Here is a 22,579-nt window from a genome sequence, read left to right on the forward strand (position 1 = left end):
CATCAGGCCCGATCGTCCGCGGATGCCGCGCGGCGGCGACGCACGATGAGCAGGATGGCGCCGCCGGCGACGACGACTCCGGCGATGACGGCCACCACGAGCCAGGTCGGCGCGCCCTCGGCTCCGGCGACGTTCTCGGCCTCCGCGACGGGCGTGGCCTCGTAGAAGCCCCAGTACCCGTTCTGGTTGCCGATGATGCCGCCCTCGGCGGGCTGCAGCGCGAAGCCGTCGAAGCGGTCGGAGCGGTACGCCTCGAGCGACTGGTCGTACGAGAGCACCACGTTCACCGCGTCGGCGTACTTGACGGCCCACGCCTCCTTGACGAGCTCCGCACGGCGCTCGGGGTCGAGCTCGGTGTGCTGGGCCGCGAAGAGCTCGTCGAACTCGGGGTCGCACCAGTTGCTCTCGCTGAGGGCGCCCGATCCGTCGGCGTTCGGGAACGACGAGCAGAGGTTGATCGAGAGCTGGAAGTCGGGATCGGGTCCCTGGCCCCAGCCCGTGAAGTACATGTCGTACCGGCCGAGGGTCGAGTCGTCGTTGACCTGGTTGTCGGAGAACATGTCGACGCGGGTCGCGATGCCGATGTCCGCGAGCCAGGGCTGGATGTACTCGGCGGTCTGCGCGTGGGCCGGGTTGGACGAGCGGCCCATGATGCGCAGCTCGATCGGCTGGCCCTGCTTGTCGACCCGGATGCCGTCGGCGCCGAGCGCGTACCCCGCCTCGTCGAGGAGCGCGTTCGCGGCCTCGGGGTCGAACTCCATCCGCTCGCTGTCGGCGATGCCGAAGTAGGCGGGGTAGACCGGCGGGATCTCGGTCTCGCCGACCACCGCGTAGCCCTGCTTCACCTTCTCGACGATCGCCTCCTTGTCGATCGCCATCGCGATCGCACGGCGGACCGCGACGTCCTGCAGCACCGGGTTGCCGTCGCCGAGCGGTGCGCCCGTGGCATCCTTCGCGCCGGGGTTCAGGGCGAGCGCCGAGTAGCGGCGGCCGTCGCCGGCGTTGAGCTCGATGTTCTCGACGCCTTCGAGCGCCTCGAACTGCGCCGGCGTGAGTCCGTTCACGAAGTCGACCTCGCCGGCCTTGAGGGCCTGGACCTGGGCGTCGCCGTTCTTGTAGTAGATGTAGCGGATGCCGGGGACCTTCGGAGCGCCGCGCCAGAACGTCTCGTTGGCCACGAGCTCGACGCTCTGGCCCTCGTCGTACGACGAGATGAGGAACGGGCCCGAGCCGACGACGTCCTCGTCGTTCGCGTGCTCCTCCGGCGCGTCGAGCTCCGACCAGACGTGGGCGGGCACGATCGGCAGGTCGGCGCCCGGGTTCGGCGCCTGCGGCTCCTTGAGGCGGATCTCGAGCGTGTCGTCGTCGACCGCGACCGCCGAGTCGATGTTGGTCAGGAGCCCGCCGTTGGCCATCTGGAGCGGCTCGTTCTCGAGGATCGCCGTGTAGGTCCAGGCGGCGTCCTCGGCGGTGATCGGCTCGCCGTCGCTCCACTCGCGGCCCTCGGGGATGGTGAACTCCCACGTGAGCCCGTCCGCCGAGGTCGTCCACTCCGAGGCCATGCCGGGGACTTCCGAGTTGTCCTCGGCGCTCCACTCGACGAGGCGCTCGTACGTGAGGCCGATCAGGTTGGTGCTCGAGGCGAGCGAGGCGATGAAGGGATTGAGCGAGTCGATGTCGTTGCTCGTCGCGACGCGCAGGTACGGGTCGGTCCCCTCATCGGCGAGGGCGGCCGGAGCGGCGGCGAGCGGTGCGGCGAGCGCGGCGACGACGGCCGGCACGGCGAGCAGTCGCGCTCGGTGCGAGCGCGGTGTCGCGACGGAGCGCGGCGTTGGCGGTTGGTTCACGGGACCTCACAGGTTCGGATCACGCGCCGGGGCGCGATGGGCTGCCATGGACGAGACGGGCTGGGGAGCCCGTCGCCCCGTCGCGCCGTCCGAATCAATCACCCGCGGGGCGGGGAGTCAAATCGGCCCGGGTCCGCGTGGAACCGGTGGCGTGCGGGGCGGTTGGTGCAATTTACGTAGCGGATCATTTCCGCTGGCACTGAGTTTCTCGGTCTGTTTCTGGAAAATCAAGCCTTGATTTCGCGAGATCTGATAGAACGGTCGCAATCATGCGCTACGTAACCTTCACCCAAACGGATGCCGGCAGCTCGGCGTCCGCCCTTCCCGCCGATGCCGCCGGGGCCGACGTGGCGCAGCTGTGCGCCCGACTCATCCGCTTCGACACCACCAATCACGGAGGCGGCCGCAGCTCCGGAGAGCACCTGATCGCGGCCTGGATCGCGGAGCTCCTCCGCGGCGCCGGATACGACCCCGAGATCCTGGGGCCGAGACCGGAACGCGCCAGCGTGGTCCTCCGCGTGCCGGGCGTCGACCCGGCGCTCCCGGCGCTCCTCGTGCACGGTCACCTCGACGTGGTGCCCGCCGAGCCCGACGACTGGAGCGTCGAGCCGTTCGCCGGCGAGATCCGGGACGGGTACGTCTGGGGACGTGGCGCCACCGACATGAAGGACATGGTCGCGATGATGCTCGCGTGCCTGCTCGACTGGGCCGAGCGCGGTGAGCGCCCGCGACGCGACGTGGTCTTCGCGTTCGTCGCCGACGAGGAGGACACGGGCGCCGAGGGCGCGCTCTGGCTCGTCGAGCACCGCCCCGAGCTGTTCGCCGGCGTCGAGGCCGCGATCGGCGAGAGCGGCGGCGTCCCCGTGAGCGTCCGAGGGGCCGACGGGAGCAGCGTGCGCCTCTACCCCGTCGCCACCGCCGAACGCGGCACGATGCACCTCCGCCTGCGCGCGGAGGGCACGGCCGGGCACGGCTCGCGCCCGACGATCGACAATCCGGTCGCGGCGATCGCCGAGGCCGTGCAGCGGTTCGCCGCGCATCGCTGGCCCCTGCACCTGTCGACGACCGTCCGGACCTTCCTCGCCGAGGCGTGCGCGGCGGTCGGGCACGCGGCCGACCTGCGAACCGAGGCGGGTGTCGCGGCCGCGCTCGAGGCGCTCGGAGGCGCCGCGGACTACGCGCGTCACACCATCCGGGCGACCTCGACGCCGACGGTCCTGAACGCCGGGTACAAGGTCAACGTGATCCCCTCGGCGGCCGAGGCCCTGATCGACGTGCGCTGCCCCCCGGGGTTCGACGCGGGCATGCCGGAGCGGCTCCGCGAGCTCGCCGGCGACGTGGACCTGGAGTTCACCTCGTTCCAACCTCCTGTGGAGTCGGCGCTCGACGGGCCGTGGTTCGAGGCGATGCGCGCCGCCATCCGGCGCGCCGACCCCGAGGGGGTCGTCGTGCCGTTCTGCATGGGCGGCGGCACCGACGCCAAGGCGTTCGCGCGGATCGGCATCGCCGGGTACGGCTTCGCGCCGCTCGGGCCGGACCCGGACGGTCGCGAGCTCGCCGGGACGCATGGCGTCGACGAGCGAGTCCCGGTCGCGGCACTCGAGCAGGGCCGCCGCATGCTGCACGACTTCCTCACGAACGCCTGACGCCCGCTCCGAGCCCGGCCCGCGCACGGAGGATCGGATCGCCCGCGGCGCCCTGCGTCACGCCTCCAGCAGCACCCGGATCCCCTCGCCGAGCGACCTCATGCGCTCGAGCACGGCGTCGCGCGGATCGCCCGACGCGCCGTCCCAGTCGGCGAGCACCGCCCACGCGATGCCCCGCCGCGAGGTCGACGCGACGCCGACGTCGATGCGGGCGCTGCTGATCGTCCCCGTCTTGTTCCACAGCCGGATGCCGCGGTCGACCTCGGTGTGCGCGAGCGGGTCGAGCCCGAACGCCGCGGAGACCATCGAGAGGTCGGTGTCGAGCGCGAGCCAGTCGACGACCGCGCGAGACACCTCGGGCGAGACGACCTCACCCCGCTCGAGCCGGCGCGCGAGGTCGGCGAGCTCGCCGGCGCAGCCGCGCGAGAGGGTCGGCGGATGCTCCGGCCCGCGCTCCTCGCGGACCCGATCGAGCAGGGCCGAGCGGGTGATGCCGAGCGACCGCGTGGTCCGTGCGACGGCGTCGAGCCCGATGCGGCGCACGAGCACGTTGGTCGCGAGGTTGTCGCTCACTGCGCCGACCAGCGCGCAGGCGTCGTGGATGCTGAGCGCGTCCGCGCGCAGGCGGTACCAGATGCCCGAGTCGGCGACGAACTCCTCGGGATTCCGCTCGACCTGCTCGTCGAGGTCGAGCACGCCGGCTGCGGCCTGGCGGGCCACCTCAACGAGGAGGAAGAGCTTGCCGATGCTCGCGGTCCGCTGCACGCGCTCCGGTTCGTGGTCGACGAGCACGTCGCCCGACTCGACGTCGAGCACCGACACCGACCACGACACCTCGCGGAGCCGGACGTCGTCGGTACGGAGCAGCTCGAGCAGAGCCGGTTCGACGCGGACCGCCATCGTCATCCTCCCTCGGATCCCGGGCGAGGCTATCAGCCCGGTCGGAGCGGCTGCATCTCGATGACGCCCGGCGGGGCGGTGGGCGCGATCCCTAGGAGTCGCCGCGACGTCCCCGGTCGCCGTCCTCGGCTCCGGGATGCCGCTCATCGGCGGGGACGGCGAACCCGGCCGCCGCCTCGGCGCCCGTCACCTGCGTGGCGTCCATGGGGCCGTCGTCGAGCGGATGCGCGAGTTCGTCCTCGCCCAGCCGGGCCGCGGCGAGCGTGATGATCGCGAGCAGCGGCGGCACGAGGCCGGCGATGAGGAACGCCGGCGCGAGTCCGAGCCACTCGCCGACGGGGCCGGCGATCGCCATCGACACGGGCATGAGCGCGAGCGACACGAAGAAGTCGAGGCTCGAGACCCGGCCCAGCATGGCCGGGGGCACCCGGCGCTGCAGGAGCGTGCCCCACACGACCTGGGCGGCGTCGAACAGGAACCCGACGATGAACGTCGCGACCACCATCACCCAGAGCCACGGGGTGACCCCGATCACCGCGAGCGGGATGCATCCGAAGCCCCACGCGAGGATCATCAGCGTCAGGTAGCGCCGCGGCAGCCGGAACGACGAGACGAGGAGCGAGCCGACGGCGCCGCCCACGCCGAACGCCGCGAGCACCAGGGCGAACTCGCCCGCACCGCCGCCCGCCTGGTCGCGAACCGCGAACGGCATGAGCACCTCGATCGGGCCGATCACGACGAGCACGAGCAGGATGGAGAACGCGAGCGTGGCGAACAGCCACCGGGTCCGCAGGAGGTACGCGAACCCGTCGCGGAGGTCGACGAACATCTGCCGGACGGGATGCGTCTCCTCGCCGTCGAGGTCGCGTCGGACGGCGGTCGTGCGCATGAGCGCCAGCGCGACCACCGCGACGACCTGCAGCCCGGCGACGACGAGGAACGACAGCCACGGACCCTGCACGGCGATGAGCAGGCTCGCGAGCGCCGGTCCGGCGGCGTTCTGCGCCACGGGCCGCAGCACGCCCTCGACCCCGTTGGCCGCGAGCAGCTGCTCGGACGGAAGCAGCGCGGGAAGCCACGCCGAGTACGCAGGATAGAAGAACCCGTCGGCGACGCCGAGCACGAAGGAGAGCACGGCGAGGTGCCAGACTTCGATCGCGCCGGTCGCGGCGAGCACTCCGGCCACCGCGAAGACCCCGGCTCGAGCCACCTCGACGACGAGCAGGATGCGGCGCTGCGGCACGCGGTCGGCGACCACTCCCCCGACGAGCACGGCCGCGACGAGGCCGAGGCTCGCACCGACCGCCACGATCGACAAGTCGATCGGAGTGCCGCCGAGCTCGATGACCTGCCACGCGGCGGCGACGATCCAGGCGCCGGCCGACAGCAGCGACGCGGCGAGCGCCACGACGAGCAGCCGGTACTGCCCGGACGTGAACGGGCGGAGCGCCCGCGGAACGCGCGTATCGGTCATCCGCCCAGTCTGCGACAGACGTCCGACACCTCGCGAGCCCGTCCGCTCAGGGCAGCACCCCGACGCCGGCGGAACGTCGGCCGGAAGCGGGCCGGGTCAGCGGTCGTCCTCGTCGAGCCACTTCTCGACGAGGTGATCGGCCACGATGCGCCGGATCGTGCCCGACCGGCCGCGGAGCACGATGGACTCGGTGCGGATGACGGGCCCCTTCTTGCGCACGCCGTCGACGAGCTCGCCGTCGGTCACGCCGGTCGCGACGAAGAACGTGTTGTCGCTGCGGACGAGGTCGCCGAGCTCGTACACCTGGTCGCAGTCGAGTCCGGCGGCCTCGCCGCGGGCGCGCTCCTCGTCGTCCTTCGGGGCGAGCCGGCCCTGCATGAACCCGCCGAGCGCCTTGATCGCGCATGCGGTGGTGATGCCCTCGGGGCTGCCGCCGATGCCGACGCACATGTCGATGCGCGACTCGTACCGCGCGGCGTTGATGCCGCCGGCGACGTCGCCGTCGCTGATGAGCCGGGTCCCGGCGCCCGCGGCGCGGATGTCGGCGATGAGCTGCTCGTGGCGCGGCCGGTTCAGCACCGCGACCCGCAGCTCCCCGACGTCCTTGCCCTTGGCCTTGGCGAGGGCCCGGAGGTTCTCGCCGATCGGCTTGCGGATGTCGACGACGCCGATGCCCGCGGCATCCGTCACGATCTTGTCCATGTAGAACACCGACGACGCGTCGAGCATGGTGCCGCGGTCGGCGACCGCGATGACCGACAGCGCGTTCTGGCGGCCGGCCGCCGTGAGCGACGTGCCGTCGATCGGGTCGACCGCGATGTCGCACGCGGGGCCCCGCCCGTTGCCGACCTTCTCGCCGTTGAACAGCATCGGCGCCTCGTCCTTCTCGCCCTCGCCGATCACGACCACGCCGTCGAAGTTCACCGTCCCGAGGAAGGCGCGCATGGCGTCGACCGCCGCGCCGTCGGCGGCGAGCTTGTCCCCGCGCCCGATCCACGGGTACGAGCGGATGGCGGCGGCCTCCGTGGCGCGCACCAGCTCGAGCGCGATGTTGCGGTCGGGGTGCAGGTAGAGGCTTTCGGTCTCGGTGCTCGCCATCGGAGGGCCTTCCGTCGTCGTGGGGATGCGGCGACCGCGGGACACGCGCGCCGACGTCTCGCTTCGAGCCTACTGACGGGGCATGCGCGCGGCCGGGTCGAACGGGCCGAAGTGCCGTGAAAGTTCGGCGGTTCTTAACGAACGGAGGCCCACGACGGCGATGCGATGCGCCACGATCGCCCGGGCGCGAGTCGCAGTCCTCCGCCGAGGTCGCACGGCGTCACGGCGGTGAGGAACACGGCGGTCGTCGAACCGCAGAGCTCGTCGAGTCCGTGGACCCGGCCGAGCGCGACGCCCGCGGCGGCGAGCCGATCGGACTCCGCCGCCGACTGCGGCGCCAATCGGGCCTGCATCCATCCGCCGAGGGCGCGGACGGCGGCGGCCGTGAGCACGCCCTCGGGCGCCCCGCCGATGCCGATCACGAGGTCGAGGTCGCCGTCGGCGCGGGCGGCGCGAAGGCATCGCTCGACGTCGCCGTGGACGAACCGCTCGACCCGCGCACCGGCCGCCTCGGCGGCATCCGCGACCGCCGCGTTGCGCGAACGGTCCTGGACGGCGACCCTCACGTGCTCGACCGGAATCCCACGGTGCTCCGCGATGCGCGCGATCGCCTCGCGCACCGGCGCGTCGATCTCGAGCCCCGGCACGCGCGAGACGAGCTTCGCCATGTAGTGCGCGGGACCGATGCCGAGGAACGCACCGCGAGGCGCCGCCGCCATGATCGCCATCGCACCGGGGAGTCCCGCCGCGGCGAGGCTCGTGCCGTCGACCGGGTCGACCGCGATGTCGATCGCCGGGCCGGCGCCCGTGCCGAACCGCTCGCCGAGGTGCAGCATCGGCGCCCCGTCCTTCTCGCCCTCGCCGACGACGACCCGTCCGTCGACGTCGATCCGGGCGAGCGCAGCGCGCAGCGCCGCCACCGCGGCGCCGTCCACCGCGTCGCGGTCGCCTCCGCCGACGACCGGGATCGCCGCGAGCGCGGCGAGGCGCGCGGCCTCGGCGAGGGCGAGGGCGAGCGGGGGTTCGTCGGGCGACGGAGCAGGCACGCGTCCATCGTGCCCGATGGGCGGCGGCATCCGTCACCCACCTGAGCCCGCCTCGACACGTCGCTAGACTCGTGCGCAACCCACGACTTTTCGAAGGAGCAAGGTATGCCCATCGCAACTCCCGAGCAGTACGCGCAGATGCTCGACACCGCCAAGGCCCAGGGCTTCGCCTTCCCGGCGTTCAACGTGTCGAGTTCGCAGACGCTCAACGCGGTGCTGCAGGGCCTCGCCGAGGCCGGCTCCGACGGCATCATCCAGGTCACGACGGGCGGCGCCGACTACTTCGCGGGCCACACGGTCAAGGCCCGCGCGGCCGGCGCGCTCGCGTTCGCGAAGTTCGCGCACGAGGTCGCGAAGGCGTACCCGGTCACGGTCGCCCTGCACACCGACCACTGCCCGAAGGAGGCGCTCGACAGCTTCGTGTACCCCCTCATCGCCGCCTCCGAGGAGGAGGTGAAGGCGGGCCGCAACCCGATCTTCCAGTCGCACATGTGGGACGGCTCGGCCGTGCCGCTCGACGAGAACCTCGAGATCGCGAAGGACATCCTGCCGAAGATCAAGAACATCGACGCCATCCTCGAGGTCGAGATCGGCGTCGTCGGCGGCGAGGAGGACGGCGTCAAGCACGAGGGCTCCAACGAGGCGCTCTACACGACCCTGAACGACGCGATCGCGGCGGTCGAGGCGCTCGGCCTGGGCGAGAACGGCCGCTACATGGCGGCGCTCACCTTCGGCAACGTGCACGGCGTGTACAAGCCGGGCAATGTCAAGCTCCGCCCGTCGCTGCTGAAGGAGATCCAGGACGGCCTGGCCGAGAAGTACGGCACCGGCCCGAAGCCGCTCGACCTCGTCTTCCACGGCGGATCGGGCTCGACCGACGACGAGATCGCCGAGGCGGTCGCCAACGGCGTCGTGAAGATGAACATCGACACCGACACGCAGTACGCGTTCACGCGCTCGATCGCCGACTACATGTTCAAGAACTACGACGGCGTGCTGAAGGTCGACGGCGAGGTCGGCAACAAGAAGCAGTACGACCCGCGCGCATGGGGCAAGGTCGCCGAGACGGCGATGGCCGCCCGCGTGGGCGAGTCGACCCGCCAGCTCGGCTCCGCCGGCAAGTCGATCTCGGCGTAGGGCAGCGGATGTCGCAGGACGAGGCCGCTCGGAACGAGGCGCAGGGGCCGCCGGCCGACGGCGGCGCTCCCCCGCCGCCGCGCGACGAGCGGCCCCGTCCCCGCTACGGCGAGTACGCGCCGGAGGGCTGGTCGTGGCAGCCGCCGGCCGAGCCGCGGGCGGATCCCGCGCCCGCCGCCCCGGCGCCCTCGTACGGGGCGAACGCTCCGGGCACGGCACCGCAGGCCGCACCGCCGCCCGCGCCGGCCGGCGGGGTCCGGCGCGGCGACGCGATCGCGACGATCATCCTGCTGGTCGTCGGCCTGTTCGGCGCCGCGTACAACGCGCTGCTCCTGACCATGCTGCCGTCGGTCGCCACCGAGACGTTCCGGCAGACGGCCGAGGTCTTGGGCACCGAGCTCCCGGCCCGCGACTTCGTCGCCGGACCGCAGGTGCCGACGCTCATCCTCGTCGGCACCATCGTGCAGCTGGCGTTGTGGGTGATCGCGCTGGCGTGGTCCGTCCGGCGCCTGCGCGCGCGGCGCCTCGCGTTCTGGGTGCCGCTCGTGATGGGCGCGGTGGCGTTCGTCGTGCTCTACGCGCTGATGGCGCAGATCCTGCTGTCCGACCCGGAGTACGCGCGCGTGCTCATGGGGCCGGGGGCCTGACCGTCCCGTCCGGTGGCCGGCCGCGCCAGGGGCCGGATCAGGCCGTCGCCGCCTGCCGTCCGCGTCCGCCGAGGGCGCGAGCGTCGCGGTTGCCCTGCAGGTCCTTGCGGAGTTCCTTCGGCAGCGAGAACATCAGGTCCTCCTCTGCCGTCTTGACCTCCTGGACCTCGCCGTAGCCGGCGTCCTCGAGTTCGAGGAGCACCTCCTTGACGAGCCCCTCGGGGACCGACGCGCCGCTCGTGACGCCGACGGTCTCGGCGCCTTCGAGCCACTCCTGCCGGATCTCGGTGGAGTAGTCGACCCGGTACGCGCGCTTGGCGCCGTACTCGAGCGCGACCTCGACGAGCCGCACGCTGTTCGACGAGTTGGCCGAGCCGACGACGATCACCACGTCGGAATCGCGCGCGACCTTCTTGATCGCGACCTGGCGGTTCTGCGTGGCGTAGCAGATGTCGTCGGAGGGCGGGTCCTGCAGGTTCGGGAACCGCTCGCGCAGGCGCCGCACGGTCTCCATCGTCTCGTCGACCGAGAGCGTGGTCTGCGAGAGCCACACGACCTTGTCGGGGTCGCGGACCTCGATGTTCGGCACGTCGTCGGGGCTGTTGACGAGCGTGACGTGATCGGGCGCCTCGCCCGCCGTGCCCTCGACCTCCTCGTGGCCCTCGTGGCCGATGAGCAGGATCTCGAAGTCGTCGCGCGCGAAGCGCACGGCCTCGCGGTGCACCTTCGTCACGAGCGGGCACGTCGCGTCGATGGCGTGCAGGCCGCGCTCGGCCGCCTCGTTCACGACCGCCGGCGAGACGCCGTGCGCGCTGAAGACGACGTGGGCGCCCTCGGGCACCTCGTCGACCTCCTCGACGAAGATCGCTCCCTGCTTCTCGAGCTCGGTCACGACGTGGATGTTGTGCACGATCTGCTTGCGCACGTACACGGGCGCGCCGTAGTGCTCGAGCGCCTTCTCGACGGCGATCACGGCGCGGTCGACGCCCGCGCAGTAGCCGCGGGGCGCAGCGAGCAGCACCCGCTTGCGTCCTTGGGCGGGGATATCCTTGAGCCGGCCGCGCACGCTCGGGATCCGAGGCATGCCGAGGTCGATTCGCGGGGCATCCGTCAAGCTCGTCACGGTGCCCATCCTACGTGGCCCCAGATGACGAGCGGCTGGGAGGCGCATGGCTCAGGGCCCCACGACGCGCGAGACCCCGTGGCCCGTCTCGATGCTCTCGAGCAAGCTCAAGGAGTACCTCGACCGCCTCGGCACGGTGTGGATCGAGGGCGAGGTCACGCAGTGGGGCGTCTCGGCCGGCAACGTCTACGGCAAGCTGAAGGACCTCGAGGCCGACGCCACGGTGTCGTTCACGATCTGGTCGTCGACGCGCGCGAAGCTCACCGAGCAGTTCAAGGCCGGCGACCACGTCGTCGCGCTCGTGAAGCCCAACTGGTGGGTCAAGGGCGGATCGCTCACCATGCAGGTCTTCGACCTGCGGCACGTCGGGCTCGGCGACCTGCTCGAGCGCCTCGAGCGCCTGCGCGCCCAGCTCGCCGCAGAGGGGCTCTTCGACGCCGCCCGCAAGAAGCGACTGCCGTTCCTGCCGGGCGTCATCGGCCTCGTCACCGGCAAGGACAGCGACGCCGAGAAGGACGTGATCCGGAACGCGAAGCTGCGGTGGCCCGCGGTCGAGTTCCGCGTCGTGCACGCGGCCGTGCAGGGCGAGCGCTGCGGCCCCGAGGTCGTCGCGGCCATCCGGCGCCTCGACGCCGACCCCGACGTCGACGTCATCATCGTCGCCCGGGGCGGCGGCGACTTCCAGAACCTGCTCGGGTTCAGCGACGAGCGGGTCGTGCGGGCGGCGGCCGCGGCGTCGACGCCCATCGTGAGCGCCATCGGGCACGAGGCCGATCGCCCGCTGCTCGACGACGTCGCCGACCTCAGGGCCTCCACGCCGACGGATGCCGCGAAGCGCGTCGTCCCCGACGTGGCCGAGGAGCTCATCAGGGTCGAGCAGGCACGCGCCCGCCTCCGCATGCGCGTGACCACGCTCGTCACGCACGAGATCGACCGCCTCCAGCACCTCCGCTCGCGGCCCGCCATCGCCGATCCCGGGTGGATCGTCGACCGGCGCGCGGAGGACGTCACGCGCTGGGTCGCCCGCGGCGCCGAACTCGCGGAGCGCTCGATCGAGCGGGCCGGCGTCCGGGTGGGCGAACTGCGATCGCAGCTGCGCGCCCTGTCGCCCCTCGCGACCCTGCAACGCGGCTACGCGATCGTGCAGCGCGATCACGACGGCGTCCTCACGCGGCCCGACCAGGCACCCGAGGGCACGCCGCTGCGCATCACGCTCGCCGAGGGCCGCCTGGGGGCGACCTCTCGGGGGGCTGTCGGCGACGGCGAATAGAATGCCGTCCATGCCCACCACTCCCCCGGACGTCGCCGAGCTGAGCTACGAGCAGGCGCGCGACGAGCTCGTGCGCGTCGTCGGCGAGCTCGAGCAGGGCTCCGCCACGCTCGAGGAGTCGCTCGCGCTGTGGGAGCGGGGCGAGGCGCTCGCGCAGCGATGCGAGGAGTGGCTCGTGGGCGCGAAGGCGCGGCTCGATGCGGCCCGCGCCGGCGCCGTGGCATCCGGCCGGCCGACCGACGGCGGCGAGGGCTGATGGCGCGACGCGAACCCCGCGTGGTGGCCGAGCTCGGCCGGCCCGAGACGCCGGACGAGACCGCGGCGCGCAAGGCCGACGACGCCGTCCGGCGACGCCAGCGCCAGACGGTCAAGAACCTGGTCGGCTCGCTGCTCGCGAGCCTCGCGGTCGTCGCGATCATCGTGCTGCTCGTTCCGCGCAGCGACGACCCGATCGAGCGCGACGTCGACGTGCCCGCCGTCGCGGCGCAGGCCCAGGTCGGCATCGGGACCACGCTCGCCGTGCCCGAGCTGCCCGAGGGCTGGCGTTCGAACGCGGCCGAGCTGCGCGACGATCGCGCCGACGGCGTGACGGCCTGGTACGCCGGCTACCTGACGCCCAGCGACGAGTACGCCGGCATGTACCAGGGCCTCGACGCCAACCCCACGTGGACCGCCGACCTCCTCGCGAACACGATCGCGACCGGAGTGACCACGATCGACGGCGTCGAGTGGACCGTCTACGACAACCGGGAGACGACCGACGAGGTGGGCAACGCGCGCTACGGCCTCGTCACTGAGGCCGGCGACAGCACCTTCGTGCTGCTCGGCACCGCCCCGCCGGAGGAATTCGAGACCCTGGCCCGCGCGATCGCGCCGGCCATCGCCGCACAGCGCTGAGAGGAACGGCCGTGACCCAGACCGCGCCCGCACGTCCCACGACCCCTGCCGACACCTGGCGCGAGCTCCGCGCCGGCAACCAGCGCTTCATCGCCGGCACGCCCGAGCATCCGCGACAGGACGTCGACCGCCGCACCGAGCTCGCCGACCACCAGCGTCCGCTCGTGGCCATCTTCGGGTGCAGCGACTCGCGCCTGTCGGCCGAGATCATCTTCGACGTGGGCCTCGGCGACGCGTTCGTGGTCCGCAACGCCGGGCAGGTGACCTCCGACGACGTGATCGGATCGCTCGAGTACGCGGTCGGCGTGCTCGGGGTACCGCTCATCCTCGTGCTCGGGCACGACCAGTGCGGCGCCGTGCGCGCCGCGATCGACTCGCAGGCGCCCGACGCCGCGCCGCTGCCCGCGCACATCCAGTCGGTCGTCGACCGGATCGTGCCCGCCGTCCGCCGCGTCGCGGGGGCTGCCGAGGGGCCGGTCGACGCCGCCGCGATCGATGCCGCGTACGTCGGGCGCGAGCACCTGCGCGACACCGTGGCCGAGCTCCTCGACCGCTCCGAGGTGATCAGCGACGCGATCGCAGCCGGTACGCTGGCTATCGTCGGCGCGAACTACCGCCTGCTCGAGGGGCGCGCCGAGACCGACATCGTCGTCGGTCGCATCTGAGGCCGCCGGCGGCTCGCGCTCGCTCCGCGCGCCGCTGCCGAGGTCGAAACCGCCCGAGATCGAAGGGGAACACACCGTGGTGGACAACGCCGCCGACTACCGGATCGAACACGACACGATGGGCGAGGTGCGGGTTCCCGCGTCGGCGCTGTACCGCGCCCAGACGCAGCGCGCGGTCGAGAACTTCCCGATCTCGGGCTCCGGACTCGAACCGGCGCAGATCGCGGCGCTCGCGCGCATCAAGAAGTCCGCAGCCCTCGCGAACGCGCGTCTCGGCGTGCTCGACGCGCAGCTCGCGCAGGCCATCGCCGACGCCGCCGACGAGGTCATCGCGGGTCGCCACTCGTTCGCCGAGCACTTCCCCGTCGACGTGTACCAGACCGGCTCGGGCACCTCCTCGAACATGAACATGAACGAGGTCCTGGCCACCATCGCGACCGAGAAGCTCGGCAGCCCGGTGCACCCGAACGACCACGTCAACGCATCGCAGTCCTCCAACGACGTCTTCCCCACCTCGGTGCACATCGCGGTCACCGCCGCACTCATCGACGAGCTCATCCCGTCGCTCGACCACCTCGCCGTCGCCCTCGAGGCGAAGGCCGAGGCCTGGGCGGGCATCGTCAAGGCCGGACGCACCCACCTCATGGACGCCACGCCCGTGACGCTCGGGCAGGAGTTCGGCGGCTACGCCCGCCAGGTCCGGCTCGGCATCGAACGCGTGCGCTCGGCGCTGCCCCGCGTCGCCGAGGTCCCGCTCGGCGGCACCGCCGTGGGCACGGGCATCAACACCCCCGCCGGGTTCCCCCAGCTCGTCATCGAGCTCCTCCAGCAGGAGACCGAGCTGCCGATCACCGAGGCCGCCGATCACTTCGAGGCGCAGGCCAACCGCGACGGGCTCGTCGAGGCGTCCGGCGCCCTCCGCACGATCGCGGTGAGCCTCACCAAGATCTGCAACGACCTCCGCTGGATGGGCTCGGGCCCGAACACGGGACTCGGCGAGCTCCTCATCCCCGACCTGCAGCCGGGCTCGTCCATCATGCCGGGCAAGGTGAACCCCGTCGTCCCCGAGGCCGTGCTCATGGTCGCCTCGCGCGTGGTCGGCAACGACGCCACGGTCGCGTGGGCCGGCGCGTCGGGCTCGTTCGAGCTGAACGTCCAGATCCCCGTGATGGGCACCGCGCTGCTCGAGTCCATCCGCCTCCTGTCGAACTCGGTGCGCGTGCTCGCCGACAAGACCGTCGACGGCCTGCAGGTGAACGAGGAGCGCACGACCGCCCTCGCGGGCATGTCGCCCTCGATCGTCACGCCGCTGAACAAGATCATCGGCTACGAGGCCGCGGCGAAGATCGCCAAGCACTCCGTCGCGAAGGGCATCACGGTCCGCGAGGCCGTCGTCGACCTCGGCCACGTCGAGCGCGGCGACCTCACCGAGGCGCAGCTCGACGAGGCGCTCGACCTGCTCTCGATGACGCGTCCGCCCCAGGCGGGCTGACGCCCGCCGCGCGGCATCCGCCTTCGCGACGACGGCCCCGGAACCACTCGTTCCGGGGCCGTCGCCGTGCGGACTGCTACGCCAGTTCGGCGCCGTCGAGCATCTCGGAGACGAGCGCCGCGATCGCCGACCGCTCCGACCGGGTGAGCGTGATGTGCGCGAAGAGCGGGTGCCCCTTCAACGTCTCGATCACGCTCGCGACGCCGTCGTGCCGGCCCACCCGCAGGTTGTCGCGCTGTGCGACGTCGTGCGTGAGGATGACCCGCGAGTTCTGGCCGACGCGGCTCAGCACCGTCAGCAGCACGTTGCGCTCGAGCGACTGCGCCTCGTCGACGATCACGAACGCGTCGTGCAGCGAGCGGCCGCGGATGTGGGTGAGCGGCAGGACCTCGAGGATCCCGCGGTCGACCACCTCCTCGAGCACGTTGTCGGACACCAGCGCGCCGAGCGTGTCGAACACCGCCTGCGCCCACGGGTTCATCTTCTCGCCCTGGTCTCCCGGCAGGTAGCCCAGCTCCTGGCCGCCGACCGCGTACAGCGGCCGGAAGACCATGATCTTCTTGTGCTGCTGCCGCTCGAGCACCGCCTCGAGCCCCGCGCACAGCGCGAGGGCCGACTTGCCGGTGCCCGCCCGGCCGCCGAGGGAGAGGATGCCGATCTCCTGGTCGAGCAGGAGGTCGATCGCCAGGCGCTGCTCGGCCGACCGGCCGTGCACCCCGAAGACCTCGCGGTCGCCGCGCACGAGCCGCACCTCGCGTTCGCCGACGACGCGCCCGAGCGCGGAGCCGCGCTCGGAGTGGATGACCAGGCCAGTGTTGACCGGCAGTCCGGCGACCTCGCTCGTCGCGATGGACTCGTGCTCGTAGAGCTTGGCCATGTCGTTCGAGCCGAGGGCGAGCTCGGCCATGCCGGTCCAGCCCGAGTCGACCGCGAGCTCGGCGCGGTACTCCTGGGCGTCGAGGCCGACCGAGGCGGCCTTGACCCGCAGCGGCAGGTCCTTCGAGACCACGGTCACCGCGAGCCCGTCGTTCGAGAGGTTCATCGCGCACGCGAGGATCCGGGAGTCGTTGTCGTTCAGCTGCAGTCCGCTCGGCAGCACCGACATGCTCGAGTGGTTGAGCTCGACCCGCAGCGATCCGCCGTCGTCGCCGACGGGGATCGGGAAGTCGAGCCGCTCGTGCTCGACGCGCAGGTCGTCGAGGATCCGAAGGGCCTTGCGCGCGAAGAACCCGATCTCCGGGTCGTTCCGCTTCGCCTCGAGCTCGGTGATGACCACCACCGGGAGCACCACCGCGTGCTCGGCGAATCGGAACAGGGCTCGCGGGTCGGACAGCAGCACCGACGTGTCGAGCACGTAGGTGCGTTCGGCCTGCGAGGTCCCGCCGGGCTCGGCACCCGACGGCGCCGCGCTGGCGACTGACTCGACCGATCCGACGGGCTTGGTGGGTTCGACAGAGGTCACGACCGCTCCTGCCCCGAGCTTCCGCTCGGCTCACGGGCCGGCCGGCGATCCTCCAACGAGCGGTTCACGAGCCGACTCGACCGGGCGACTTGCCCGATGCCTCGACGCTACGTCCGACGCCCGACATCCACGTGAGCGACACGCGGCGCGACATCCGCCGTTCACATGCCGGTCGTCGGTGCGACGGATGCCGCGCGCCCGCGTCAGTACGTCGCGGCCGTGTTGAACGAGACGAAGGCGCCGCGCAGCATCTCGACCGTGTCCTCGGGGAGGGACGCGTGGATGCTGAGCCGGACGCCGCCGAGCCGCGTGGTCGCGGTCACGCCGTGGTTGTGCAGCGACGCGGACAGCACGGTGACGTGCTCGGGTTCCGGCTCGAGCACGACGATGCCCGCGCGTTCGCGCTCATCGCGCGAGGACGAGACGGGGATCGCGAACTCGTCGGCGAGGTCGATGACGCGGCTGACGTTCTCGGCGAGACGGCCGTTGATCGCCTCCACGCCGACGTCGGCGATCTCCTCCATCGCGGCCGCGAACCGGGCCGCGGCGATGGGGTCGGGGTTCGAGAGCCGGAACGCCCGCGCCGTCGAGGCCGGCGGCGGAACCTCGTCCCAGACCTCGTCCTCCTCGGTGCCGGTGAAGCCCGAGAACACGGGGGTGAGCTGCGCACGCGCGCGATCGGACACGGCCATGAACCCCGTGCCCCACCCCGCCCGGCACCACTTCTGGCCGCCCGTCACGACGACGTCGGCGAGCTCCCAGGGCGCGTCGACGACGCCGAATCCCTGGATGGCGTCGACCACGAGCAGCCGGTCGCCGATGACCTGCCGGATGCCCTCGAGGTCGCACAGGTAACCGGTGCGGGAGTCGACGAGGCTCACCGCGACGGCGGCCACGTTGGCCTCGAGCTGGTCGCGGATCTGGCCGGGCGTGACCTTGCCGTGATCGGTCTCGAGCCATGCCGGCTGGACCGAGTGCAGCGCCTCCTGGGCGCGCACGGCGGCGATCGGCAGGCTCGGGAACTCGCCCGGCGAGAGGAGCACGGTTCCGGTGAGCCCGAACATCGCGTGCATGAGGCCGGTCGTGGTGTTCGGGATGGCGACGACCTGGTCGACCGCGAAGCCGGTGAGGGCGGATGCCGCCTCGCGCATCCGCCCATCCTGCTCGCGGAGCGCGTCGAGGCTGCCGTGTCGCGCCCGCTCCAGCGCGTGCGTGAACGCGGACGTCTCCTCGGCGGCGACCCGCGTCATCGGGCCGACGCGGGCGTAGTCGAGGTACCCGGGTTCCTCGGTGAATCCGGCGAGGTAGTCGTCGATGGTCACGTGGGTCAGCGCCCCCTTCTCCGAGCCATATCCTGACATGCGGAGGGGGGAATGCTCATCCGCCGAACCGCCGGTGCCGCTTCGTGTAGTCGCGGATCGCGCGGAGGAAGTCGACCTGCCGCAGGTCGGGGCCGAGGGCTTCGACGAAGTAGAACTCGCTGTGCGCCGCCTGCCACAGCATGAAGTCGCTCAGCCGCTGCTCGCCGGACGTGCGGATGACGAGGTCGGGGTCGGGCTGTCCGCCGGTGTAGAGGTGCTCGCCGATGAGGTCGGGCGTGAGCGATTCGGCGAGGTCCTCGAGGCTCCGTCCCTCGGCGTGGTGCGAGGCGACGATCGACCGCATGGCGTCGGTGATCTCGCGGCGGCCGCCGTATCCCACGGCGAGGTTCACGTGCAGGCCCGTCTTGCCCGCGGTGCGCTGCTCCGCCGCATCGAGCGCGGCGACGAGCGGCTCGGGCAGCCCCGCGTCGGTGCCGACGTGCTGCACGCGCCAGTCGCGGTAGTGGCTGAGCTCCTCCGCGAGGTCCGCGATGATCTCGATGAGGTCGGCGAGCTCGACGGACGTGCGGTTGCCGAGGTTGTCGCTCGAGAGCAGGTAGAGGGTCACGACCCCGATTCCGAGCTCGTCGCACCACTCCAGGAACTCGCGCATCTTGGCGGCGCCGGCGCGGTGCCCGTGCGCGGCCGTCTCGTAGCCGAGCTGCTTGGCCCAGCGGCGGTTGCCGTCGATGATCATGGCCACGTGGTGCGGCAGTTCTGCCTCGTCGAGTTCGCGCCGGAGCCGGTTCTGGTAGAGCCGGTAGAGGAGCCCGCGACCGAGGTGGTGATCGCTCGTCTGCACCCGACTACGGTACCCCTCCGCCCGAGACGATCACTCACAGCATCCCGTGATCAGCACGCCCCTACGCTGTGCACATGAGCCCCGCGAGCGAACCCGAGGACGTCGGCGAGCACCTGCAGCGACCCGAGTCGGAGCTCGACCCGGCCGATGCGGCCGTCGCGGTCGACGACCGCCGCGGCACCGACCTGCCGAACCTGCCGCTCATCGACGCCTCGACCGAGCGGCCCGCCGACCTGAAGCCGACGTGGCGGGGATGGATCCACGCGGGCACGTTCCCGCTCACCATCGTCGCCGGCATCGTGCTCATCGCGCTGGCCGAGGGCCCGTGGGCGAAATGGGCCTCCGCCGTCTTCACGGTCACCTCGATGCTGCTCTTCGGCCTCTCCGCGCTGTACCACCGGTTCGACTGGTCGCCGCGCACCAAGGTGATCCTGAAGCGGGTCGACCACGCCAACATCTTCCTGCTCATCGCCGGCACGTACACGCCGCTCGCGCTCCTCGCCCTCCCGCCCGACAAGGGCTGGCTGCTGCTCGGGATCGTGTGGGGCGGCGCCCTCGTCGGGATCGGATTCCGCGTGTTCTGGATCCACGCGCCGCGCTGGCTGTACGTGCTGCTGTACCTGCTGCTCGGTTGGGCCGCGGTCATGTACCTCGGCGACCTGCTCGCGGTGAGCGTCCCGATGATGGTGCTCGTCATCGTCGGGGGCCTGCTCTACACGGTGGGCGCGATCGTCTACGGCATGAAGCGGCCGAATCCGTGGCCGGGGCACTTCGGCTTCCACGAGATCTTCCACGTGTGCACGGTCCTGGCGTTCATGTGCCACTGGACGGCCACGCTGCTCATCGCCCTGGAGCCCGCGTACCACGTCGGCTGAGGGGCTGCCGGAGCTACTCGGGCCGGCTCGGCGGCCGGTCGGATGCCGCGTCGCCCGCGGCCCGGTCGGCGCCGGGCTCGCCGGCAGCGGCGTCGGCCTCGCGTTCCTCGCGCTCGAGCCGTTCCTTCGCCTCGGCGCGGTAGTTCACCCGGCGGATGCGGCGCACCATGTCGAGCACGAGGAGCAGGACGACCGCCATCACGATGAAGGTGATGACGAAGCCCTCCACCCCCGGCGTGACGTCGTTCGGGTCGAACTCCTCCTCCGCGGCGGCGGCGAGCAGCGCGGTGACGGCGGACGCGACGGGCATCGGGATCCCTTCAGGGGCGGGGCGTAGGCTTGGGTGAAGCCTAGACGATCGAGCCGGGAAGGAGCCGGGCGGTGCCCCCACGCGAGCCCGCGGACGCAGCCGAGATCGACGCCGCCGCCGAGGACGCCGCCCTCGACGGCGAAGCAGTCCGTCCCCCGGTGACCGCGTCGTCCGCAGCCGATCGCCGGCGTCCGCCAGGTGCGCCGCACGACCTCGCCGACCGGTACGGTCGGACCCCCGAGCGCCGCCGTCGCGAGCGCTGGATCCTCGGCGGCGCCGCCGCCGCGTTCGCGGTCGTGCTCGTGGCGTGGGTCGTGTGGGCGGGCCTCGACGGCAGCCGCCCGCAGGTCCAGGCGACCGACCTCGGGCACCGGCTCATCGACGACCACGCCGTCGAGGTGACCTGGCGGCTCTCGGTGCCCGCGGGCAACGAGACCGCGTGCGTCGTCCAGGCGTTCAACGAGGACTTCACGATCGTGGGGTGGAAGGTCGTCGAGATCCCCGCGTCCGAACGACCGCTCCGCACGTTCACCGAGACCGTCCGCACGGCGCTCGAGCCCAACACGGGTTTGGTCTCGAACTGCTGGCTGATCTAACATAGGAGATTCGCTCCGGCATCCGCCGGGGCGTCATGTCTATACACGGGAGTGTGCACCATGGCGCAGGAGGCAACCGTCACCTGGCTCACCCGGGAGGCCTACGACCGGCTCGCCGCCGAGCTCGAGCAGCTCTCCACCACCGGCCGGGAAGAGATCGCGAAGCGCATCGAGGCCGCGCGTGAAGAGGGCGACCTCAAGGAGAACGGCGGGTACCACGCCGCGAAGGACGAGCAGGGCAAGCAGGAGGCCCGCATCCGGCAGCTGACCGAACTGCTGCGCAACGCCGAGGTGGGCGAGGCGCCGCAGTCGACCGGCGTGGTCGAGTCCGGCACCGTGATCACCGCGTCCGTCGCCGGCGACGAGGAACGGTTCCTGATCGGGAGCCGCGAGATCGCCGGCGACTCCGAGCTCGACGTGTTCAGCGAGCAGTCGCCGCTCGGCGCCGCGATCCTCGGGCTGAAGGTCGGCGAGTCGACGTCGTACACCGCCCCGAACGGGCGAGAGATCCCCGTCGAGATCCGCAAGGTCGAGACCTGGGGCGGCCAGTAGGCGCGTCCACGAGCCTCGAGGGGGGGGGGGGGGGGGGGGGGGGGGGGGCCCCCCCCCCCCCCCCCCCCCCCCCCCCCCTCGCTCATTCCTCGATGATCTCGGGCTCGTAGCCCGCGCGGCGGAGCACCTCGACGACCTCGGCCCGATGCTCGGGGCCACGCGTCTCGACCGAGAGCTGGAGGGCGACCTCGGAGATCTGCATGCCCGCGCCGTGGCGCGTGTGCAGCACCTCGACGACGTTCGCGTTCGCCTCGGCCACGAGTTCGGCGATGCGCGCGAGCTGGCCCGGACGGTCGGGCAGGCCGATGCGCAGGGTCAGGTACCGGTCGGATGCGGCGAGCCCGTGCGCGATCACGCGCTGCATGAGGAGCGGGTCGATGTTGCCGCCCGACAGCACGACCACGGTCGGGCCGTCGGGCCGGACGGCCCCCGTCATGAGCGCGGCCACGCCCACCGCACCGGCGGGCTCGACGACGAGCTTCGCGCGCTCGAGCAGCACGAGCAGGGCGCGGGCGATGTCGTCCTCGGTGACGGTCACGACCTCGTCGACGGCGTGCCGGATGATGTCGAAGTTCAGCTCACCCGGCTTGTACACGGCGATGCCGTCGGCGATCGTCGGCAGCACCGGCACGGTCGTGGGCACGCCCGCGGCGAGGGACGGCGGGTACGGCGACGCGTTCTCGGCCTGCACCCCGACCACCCGGATGGTTCGGCCGAGCGCCGCGGCCCTCTGCTTGGCGGCGCTCGCGATCCCCGCGGCGAGCCCGCCGCCGCCGATCGGCACGACGATGGTCGAGATGTCGGGCGCCTGCTCGAGGATCTCGAGGCCGAGCGTGCCCTGCCCGGCGATCACGTCGGCGTGGTCGAACGGGGGGATGGGCACGGCGCCCGTCTCGGCGGCGAAGCGCGCGGCCGCCTCGAGGGTCTCGCCGACCGAGTCGCCGCGGAGCATCACGTCGGCGCCGTAGGCGCGCGTGGCCTCGAGCTTGGGGAGCGCGACGCCGACGGGCATGAAGATCGTGGCGTGGATGCCGAGCTCGCGCGCGGCGTATGCGACGCCCTGCGCGTGGTTGCCCGCGGAGGCGGCCACGACGCCCAGCGCGCGTTCGTCGGGCGTGAGGGCCGACATCCGGTTGAATGCGCCGCGCAGCTTGTAGGAGCCCGTGCGCTGCAGGTTCTCGCACTTCAGGTGGACCGGGACGCCCGCGAGCGCGGCGAGGTACCGCGAGGACTCCATGGGCGTGCGTCGGGCGACGTGCGCCACGACGCGCTGGGCGTGCTCGAACCCGGCGAGGTCCGGTCCCGGCCAGGCGGGCGGGGCGGGCGTCGCGACCGCGCGGGGCTCGGCGGTCGTGCGGGCGTCGATGGCGTGGTTCATC

The 22,579-nt window shown here is 72.2% G+C and carries 22 protein-coding genes; 11 read left to right on the forward strand and 11 right to left on the reverse strand.

The window, feature by feature from the left end; genetic code table 11:
* Positions 1–2: 2 nt before the first annotated feature.
* Entirely contained in the window at positions 3–1,847 is a 1,845-nt protein-coding gene (locus tag WBQ80_RS04180) for an ABC transporter substrate-binding protein (RefSeq protein ID WP_337282465.1), read from the reverse strand.
* A gap of 269 nt (positions 1,848–2,116) precedes the next feature.
* On the opposite strand from WBQ80_RS04180, the gene WBQ80_RS04185 reads away from it, so the two are divergent.
* Positions 2,117–3,493 (forward strand): M20/M25/M40 family metallo-hydrolase, encoded by a 1,377-nt coding sequence (locus WBQ80_RS04185; RefSeq protein ID WP_336571126.1) that lies wholly within the window; start codon positions 2,117–2,119, stop codon positions 3,491–3,493.
* A gap of 57 nt (positions 3,494–3,550) precedes the next feature.
* On the opposite strand, the gene WBQ80_RS04190 is transcribed toward WBQ80_RS04185, so the two are convergent.
* From WBQ80_RS04190 to WBQ80_RS04205, 4 genes are all read right to left on the reverse strand, one after another.
* Complete coding sequence (locus tag WBQ80_RS04190) at positions 3,551–4,393, reverse strand: serine hydrolase (RefSeq protein ID WP_336571125.1); 843 nt, start codon at positions 4,391–4,393, stop codon at positions 3,551–3,553.
* Between the two features lie 91 nt (positions 4,394–4,484).
* Entirely contained in the window at positions 4,485–5,867 is a 1,383-nt protein-coding gene (locus WBQ80_RS04195) for an MFS transporter (RefSeq protein ID WP_336571124.1), read from the reverse strand.
* 96 nt (positions 5,868–5,963) lie between these two features.
* On the reverse strand, positions 5,964–6,965 hold the full coding sequence (gene glpX / locus WBQ80_RS04200) for a class II fructose-bisphosphatase (protein ID WP_336571123.1): 1,002 nt from the start codon (positions 6,963–6,965) through the stop codon (positions 5,964–5,966).
* Between the two features lie 134 nt (positions 6,966–7,099).
* The gene (locus WBQ80_RS04205; RefSeq protein ID WP_336571122.1) at positions 7,100–8,011 is read right to left on the reverse strand and encodes a fructose-bisphosphatase class II; all 912 of its coding nucleotides are present in this window, start codon (positions 8,009–8,011) and stop codon (positions 7,100–7,102) included.
* A gap of 105 nt (positions 8,012–8,116) precedes the next feature.
* Between WBQ80_RS04205 and fbaA the strand changes: the two genes are divergently transcribed.
* Together fbaA and WBQ80_RS04215 are read left to right on the forward strand one after the other, a co-directional pair.
* Complete coding sequence (gene fbaA / locus WBQ80_RS04210) at positions 8,117–9,148, forward strand: class II fructose-bisphosphate aldolase (RefSeq protein ID WP_337282466.1); 1,032 nt, start codon at positions 8,117–8,119, stop codon at positions 9,146–9,148.
* Between the two features lie 8 nt (positions 9,149–9,156).
* On the forward strand, positions 9,157–9,795 hold the full coding sequence (locus tag WBQ80_RS04215; protein WP_336571119.1) for a DUF6264 family protein: 639 nt from the start codon (positions 9,157–9,159) through the stop codon (positions 9,793–9,795).
* A 37-nt stretch (positions 9,796–9,832) separates the two neighbouring features.
* Here the strand turns inward: WBQ80_RS04215 and WBQ80_RS04220 are convergent, their stop codons facing one another.
* The gene (locus WBQ80_RS04220) at positions 9,833–10,879 is read right to left on the reverse strand and encodes a 4-hydroxy-3-methylbut-2-enyl diphosphate reductase (RefSeq protein ID WP_336571183.1); all 1,047 of its coding nucleotides are present in this window, start codon (positions 10,877–10,879) and stop codon (positions 9,833–9,835) included.
* Positions 10,880–10,964: 85 nt separating this feature from the next.
* Between WBQ80_RS04220 and xseA the strand changes: the two genes are divergently transcribed.
* From xseA to WBQ80_RS04245, 5 genes are all read left to right on the forward strand, one after another.
* Positions 10,965–12,188 (forward strand): exodeoxyribonuclease VII large subunit, encoded by a 1,224-nt coding sequence (gene xseA, locus WBQ80_RS04225; RefSeq protein WP_336571118.1) that lies wholly within the window; start codon positions 10,965–10,967, stop codon positions 12,186–12,188.
* A gap of 10 nt (positions 12,189–12,198) precedes the next feature.
* Entirely contained in the window at positions 12,199–12,444 is a 246-nt protein-coding gene (locus WBQ80_RS04230) for an exodeoxyribonuclease VII small subunit (RefSeq protein WP_336571117.1), read from the forward strand.
* Positions 12,444–13,085 carry a DUF4245 domain-containing protein gene (locus WBQ80_RS04235; RefSeq protein WP_336571115.1) on the forward strand — a complete coding sequence of 214 codons (642 nt, stop codon included), beginning with the start codon at positions 12,444–12,446 and terminating at the stop codon, positions 13,083–13,085. The genes WBQ80_RS04230 and WBQ80_RS04235 overlap by 1 nt, the downstream gene beginning before the upstream one ends.
* Before the next feature lie 11 nt (positions 13,086–13,096).
* The gene (locus tag WBQ80_RS04240) at positions 13,097–13,750 is read left to right on the forward strand and encodes a carbonic anhydrase (protein ID WP_337282467.1); all 654 of its coding nucleotides are present in this window, start codon (positions 13,097–13,099) and stop codon (positions 13,748–13,750) included.
* A gap of 76 nt (positions 13,751–13,826) precedes the next feature.
* Complete coding sequence (locus tag WBQ80_RS04245; protein WP_336571113.1) at positions 13,827–15,242, forward strand: class II fumarate hydratase; 1,416 nt, start codon at positions 13,827–13,829, stop codon at positions 15,240–15,242.
* Positions 15,243–15,318: 76 nt separating this feature from the next.
* On the opposite strand, the gene WBQ80_RS04250 is transcribed toward WBQ80_RS04245, so the two are convergent.
* From WBQ80_RS04250 to WBQ80_RS04260, 3 genes are all read right to left on the reverse strand, one after another.
* Positions 15,319–16,704 carry a PhoH family protein gene (locus tag WBQ80_RS04250; protein WP_336571112.1) on the reverse strand — a complete coding sequence of 462 codons (1,386 nt, stop codon included), beginning with the start codon at positions 16,702–16,704 and terminating at the stop codon, positions 15,319–15,321.
* Between the two features lie 203 nt (positions 16,705–16,907).
* The gene (locus WBQ80_RS04255; protein ID WP_337282468.1) at positions 16,908–18,026 is read right to left on the reverse strand and encodes an aminotransferase class V-fold PLP-dependent enzyme; all 1,119 of its coding nucleotides are present in this window, start codon (positions 18,024–18,026) and stop codon (positions 16,908–16,910) included.
* A gap of 55 nt (positions 18,027–18,081) precedes the next feature.
* A complete protein-coding gene (locus WBQ80_RS04260) occupies positions 18,082–18,867 on the reverse strand; it encodes an isoprenyl transferase (protein WP_336571110.1) in 786 nt (261 codons plus the stop codon).
* A 74-nt stretch (positions 18,868–18,941) separates the two neighbouring features.
* On the opposite strand from WBQ80_RS04260, the gene trhA reads away from it, so the two are divergent.
* Complete coding sequence (trhA, locus tag WBQ80_RS04265; RefSeq protein ID WP_336571109.1) at positions 18,942–19,742, forward strand: PAQR family membrane homeostasis protein TrhA; 801 nt, start codon at positions 18,942–18,944, stop codon at positions 19,740–19,742.
* A gap of 13 nt (positions 19,743–19,755) precedes the next feature.
* On the opposite strand, the gene WBQ80_RS04270 is transcribed toward trhA, so the two are convergent.
* The gene (locus WBQ80_RS04270; protein WP_336571108.1) at positions 19,756–20,052 is read right to left on the reverse strand and encodes a hypothetical protein; all 297 of its coding nucleotides are present in this window, start codon (positions 20,050–20,052) and stop codon (positions 19,756–19,758) included.
* Between the two features lie 71 nt (positions 20,053–20,123).
* Between WBQ80_RS04270 and WBQ80_RS04275 the strand changes: the two genes are divergently transcribed.
* The gene (locus WBQ80_RS04275) at positions 20,124–20,648 is read left to right on the forward strand and encodes a DUF4307 domain-containing protein (protein WP_336571107.1); all 525 of its coding nucleotides are present in this window, start codon (positions 20,124–20,126) and stop codon (positions 20,646–20,648) included.
* A 60-nt stretch (positions 20,649–20,708) separates the two neighbouring features.
* A complete protein-coding gene (gene greA / locus WBQ80_RS04280) occupies positions 20,709–21,200 on the forward strand; it encodes a transcription elongation factor GreA (protein WP_336571106.1) in 492 nt (163 codons plus the stop codon).
* A gap of 82 nt (positions 21,201–21,282) precedes the next feature.
* Here the strand turns inward: greA and ilvA are convergent, their stop codons facing one another.
* Positions 21,283–22,578 (reverse strand): threonine ammonia-lyase, encoded by a 1,296-nt coding sequence (ilvA, locus tag WBQ80_RS04285; RefSeq protein WP_336571105.1) that lies wholly within the window; start codon positions 22,576–22,578, stop codon positions 21,283–21,285.
* Position 22,579 lies beyond the last annotated feature (1 nt).

The sequence above is a fragment of the Agromyces sp. CCNWLW213 genome (assembly GCF_037199545.1).
Lineage (GTDB): Bacteria > Actinomycetota > Actinomycetes > Actinomycetales > Microbacteriaceae > Agromyces.

Bases quoted from the DNA above. Each gene is read 5' to 3' on its own strand.
- WBQ80_RS04185 (WP_336571126.1), top strand. From the start codon at position 2,117: ATGCGCTACGTAACCTTCACCCAAACGGATGCCGGCAGCTCGGCGTCC.
- WBQ80_RS04190 (WP_336571125.1), bottom strand. From the start codon at position 4,393: ATGGCGGTCCGCGTCGAACCGGCTCTGCTCGAGCTGCTCCGTACCGAC.
- WBQ80_RS04195 (WP_336571124.1), bottom strand. From the start codon at position 5,867: ATGACCGATACGCGCGTTCCGCGGGCGCTCCGCCCGTTCACGTCCGGG.
- glpX (WP_336571123.1), bottom strand. From the start codon at position 6,965: ATGGCGAGCACCGAGACCGAAAGCCTCTACCTGCACCCCGACCGCAAC.
- fbaA (WP_337282466.1), top strand. From the start codon at position 8,117: ATGCCCATCGCAACTCCCGAGCAGTACGCGCAGATGCTCGACACCGCC.
- WBQ80_RS04215 (WP_336571119.1), top strand. From the start codon at position 9,157: ATGTCGCAGGACGAGGCCGCTCGGAACGAGGCGCAGGGGCCGCCGGCC.
- WBQ80_RS04220 (WP_336571183.1), bottom strand. From the start codon at position 10,879: ATGCCTCGGATCCCGAGCGTGCGCGGCCGGCTCAAGGATATCCCCGCC.
- xseA (WP_336571118.1), top strand. From the start codon at position 10,965: ATGGCTCAGGGCCCCACGACGCGCGAGACCCCGTGGCCCGTCTCGATG.
- WBQ80_RS04230 (WP_336571117.1), top strand. From the start codon at position 12,199: ATGCCCACCACTCCCCCGGACGTCGCCGAGCTGAGCTACGAGCAGGCG.
- WBQ80_RS04235 (WP_336571115.1), top strand. From the start codon at position 12,444: ATGGCGCGACGCGAACCCCGCGTGGTGGCCGAGCTCGGCCGGCCCGAG.
- trhA (WP_336571109.1), top strand. From the start codon at position 18,942: ATGAGCCCCGCGAGCGAACCCGAGGACGTCGGCGAGCACCTGCAGCGA.
- WBQ80_RS04270 (WP_336571108.1), bottom strand. From the start codon at position 20,052: ATGCCCGTCGCGTCCGCCGTCACCGCGCTGCTCGCCGCCGCCGCGGAG.
- greA (WP_336571106.1), top strand. From the start codon at position 20,709: ATGGCGCAGGAGGCAACCGTCACCTGGCTCACCCGGGAGGCCTACGAC.
- ilvA (WP_336571105.1), bottom strand. From the start codon at position 22,578: ATGAACCACGCCATCGACGCCCGCACGACCGCCGAGCCCCGCGCGGTC.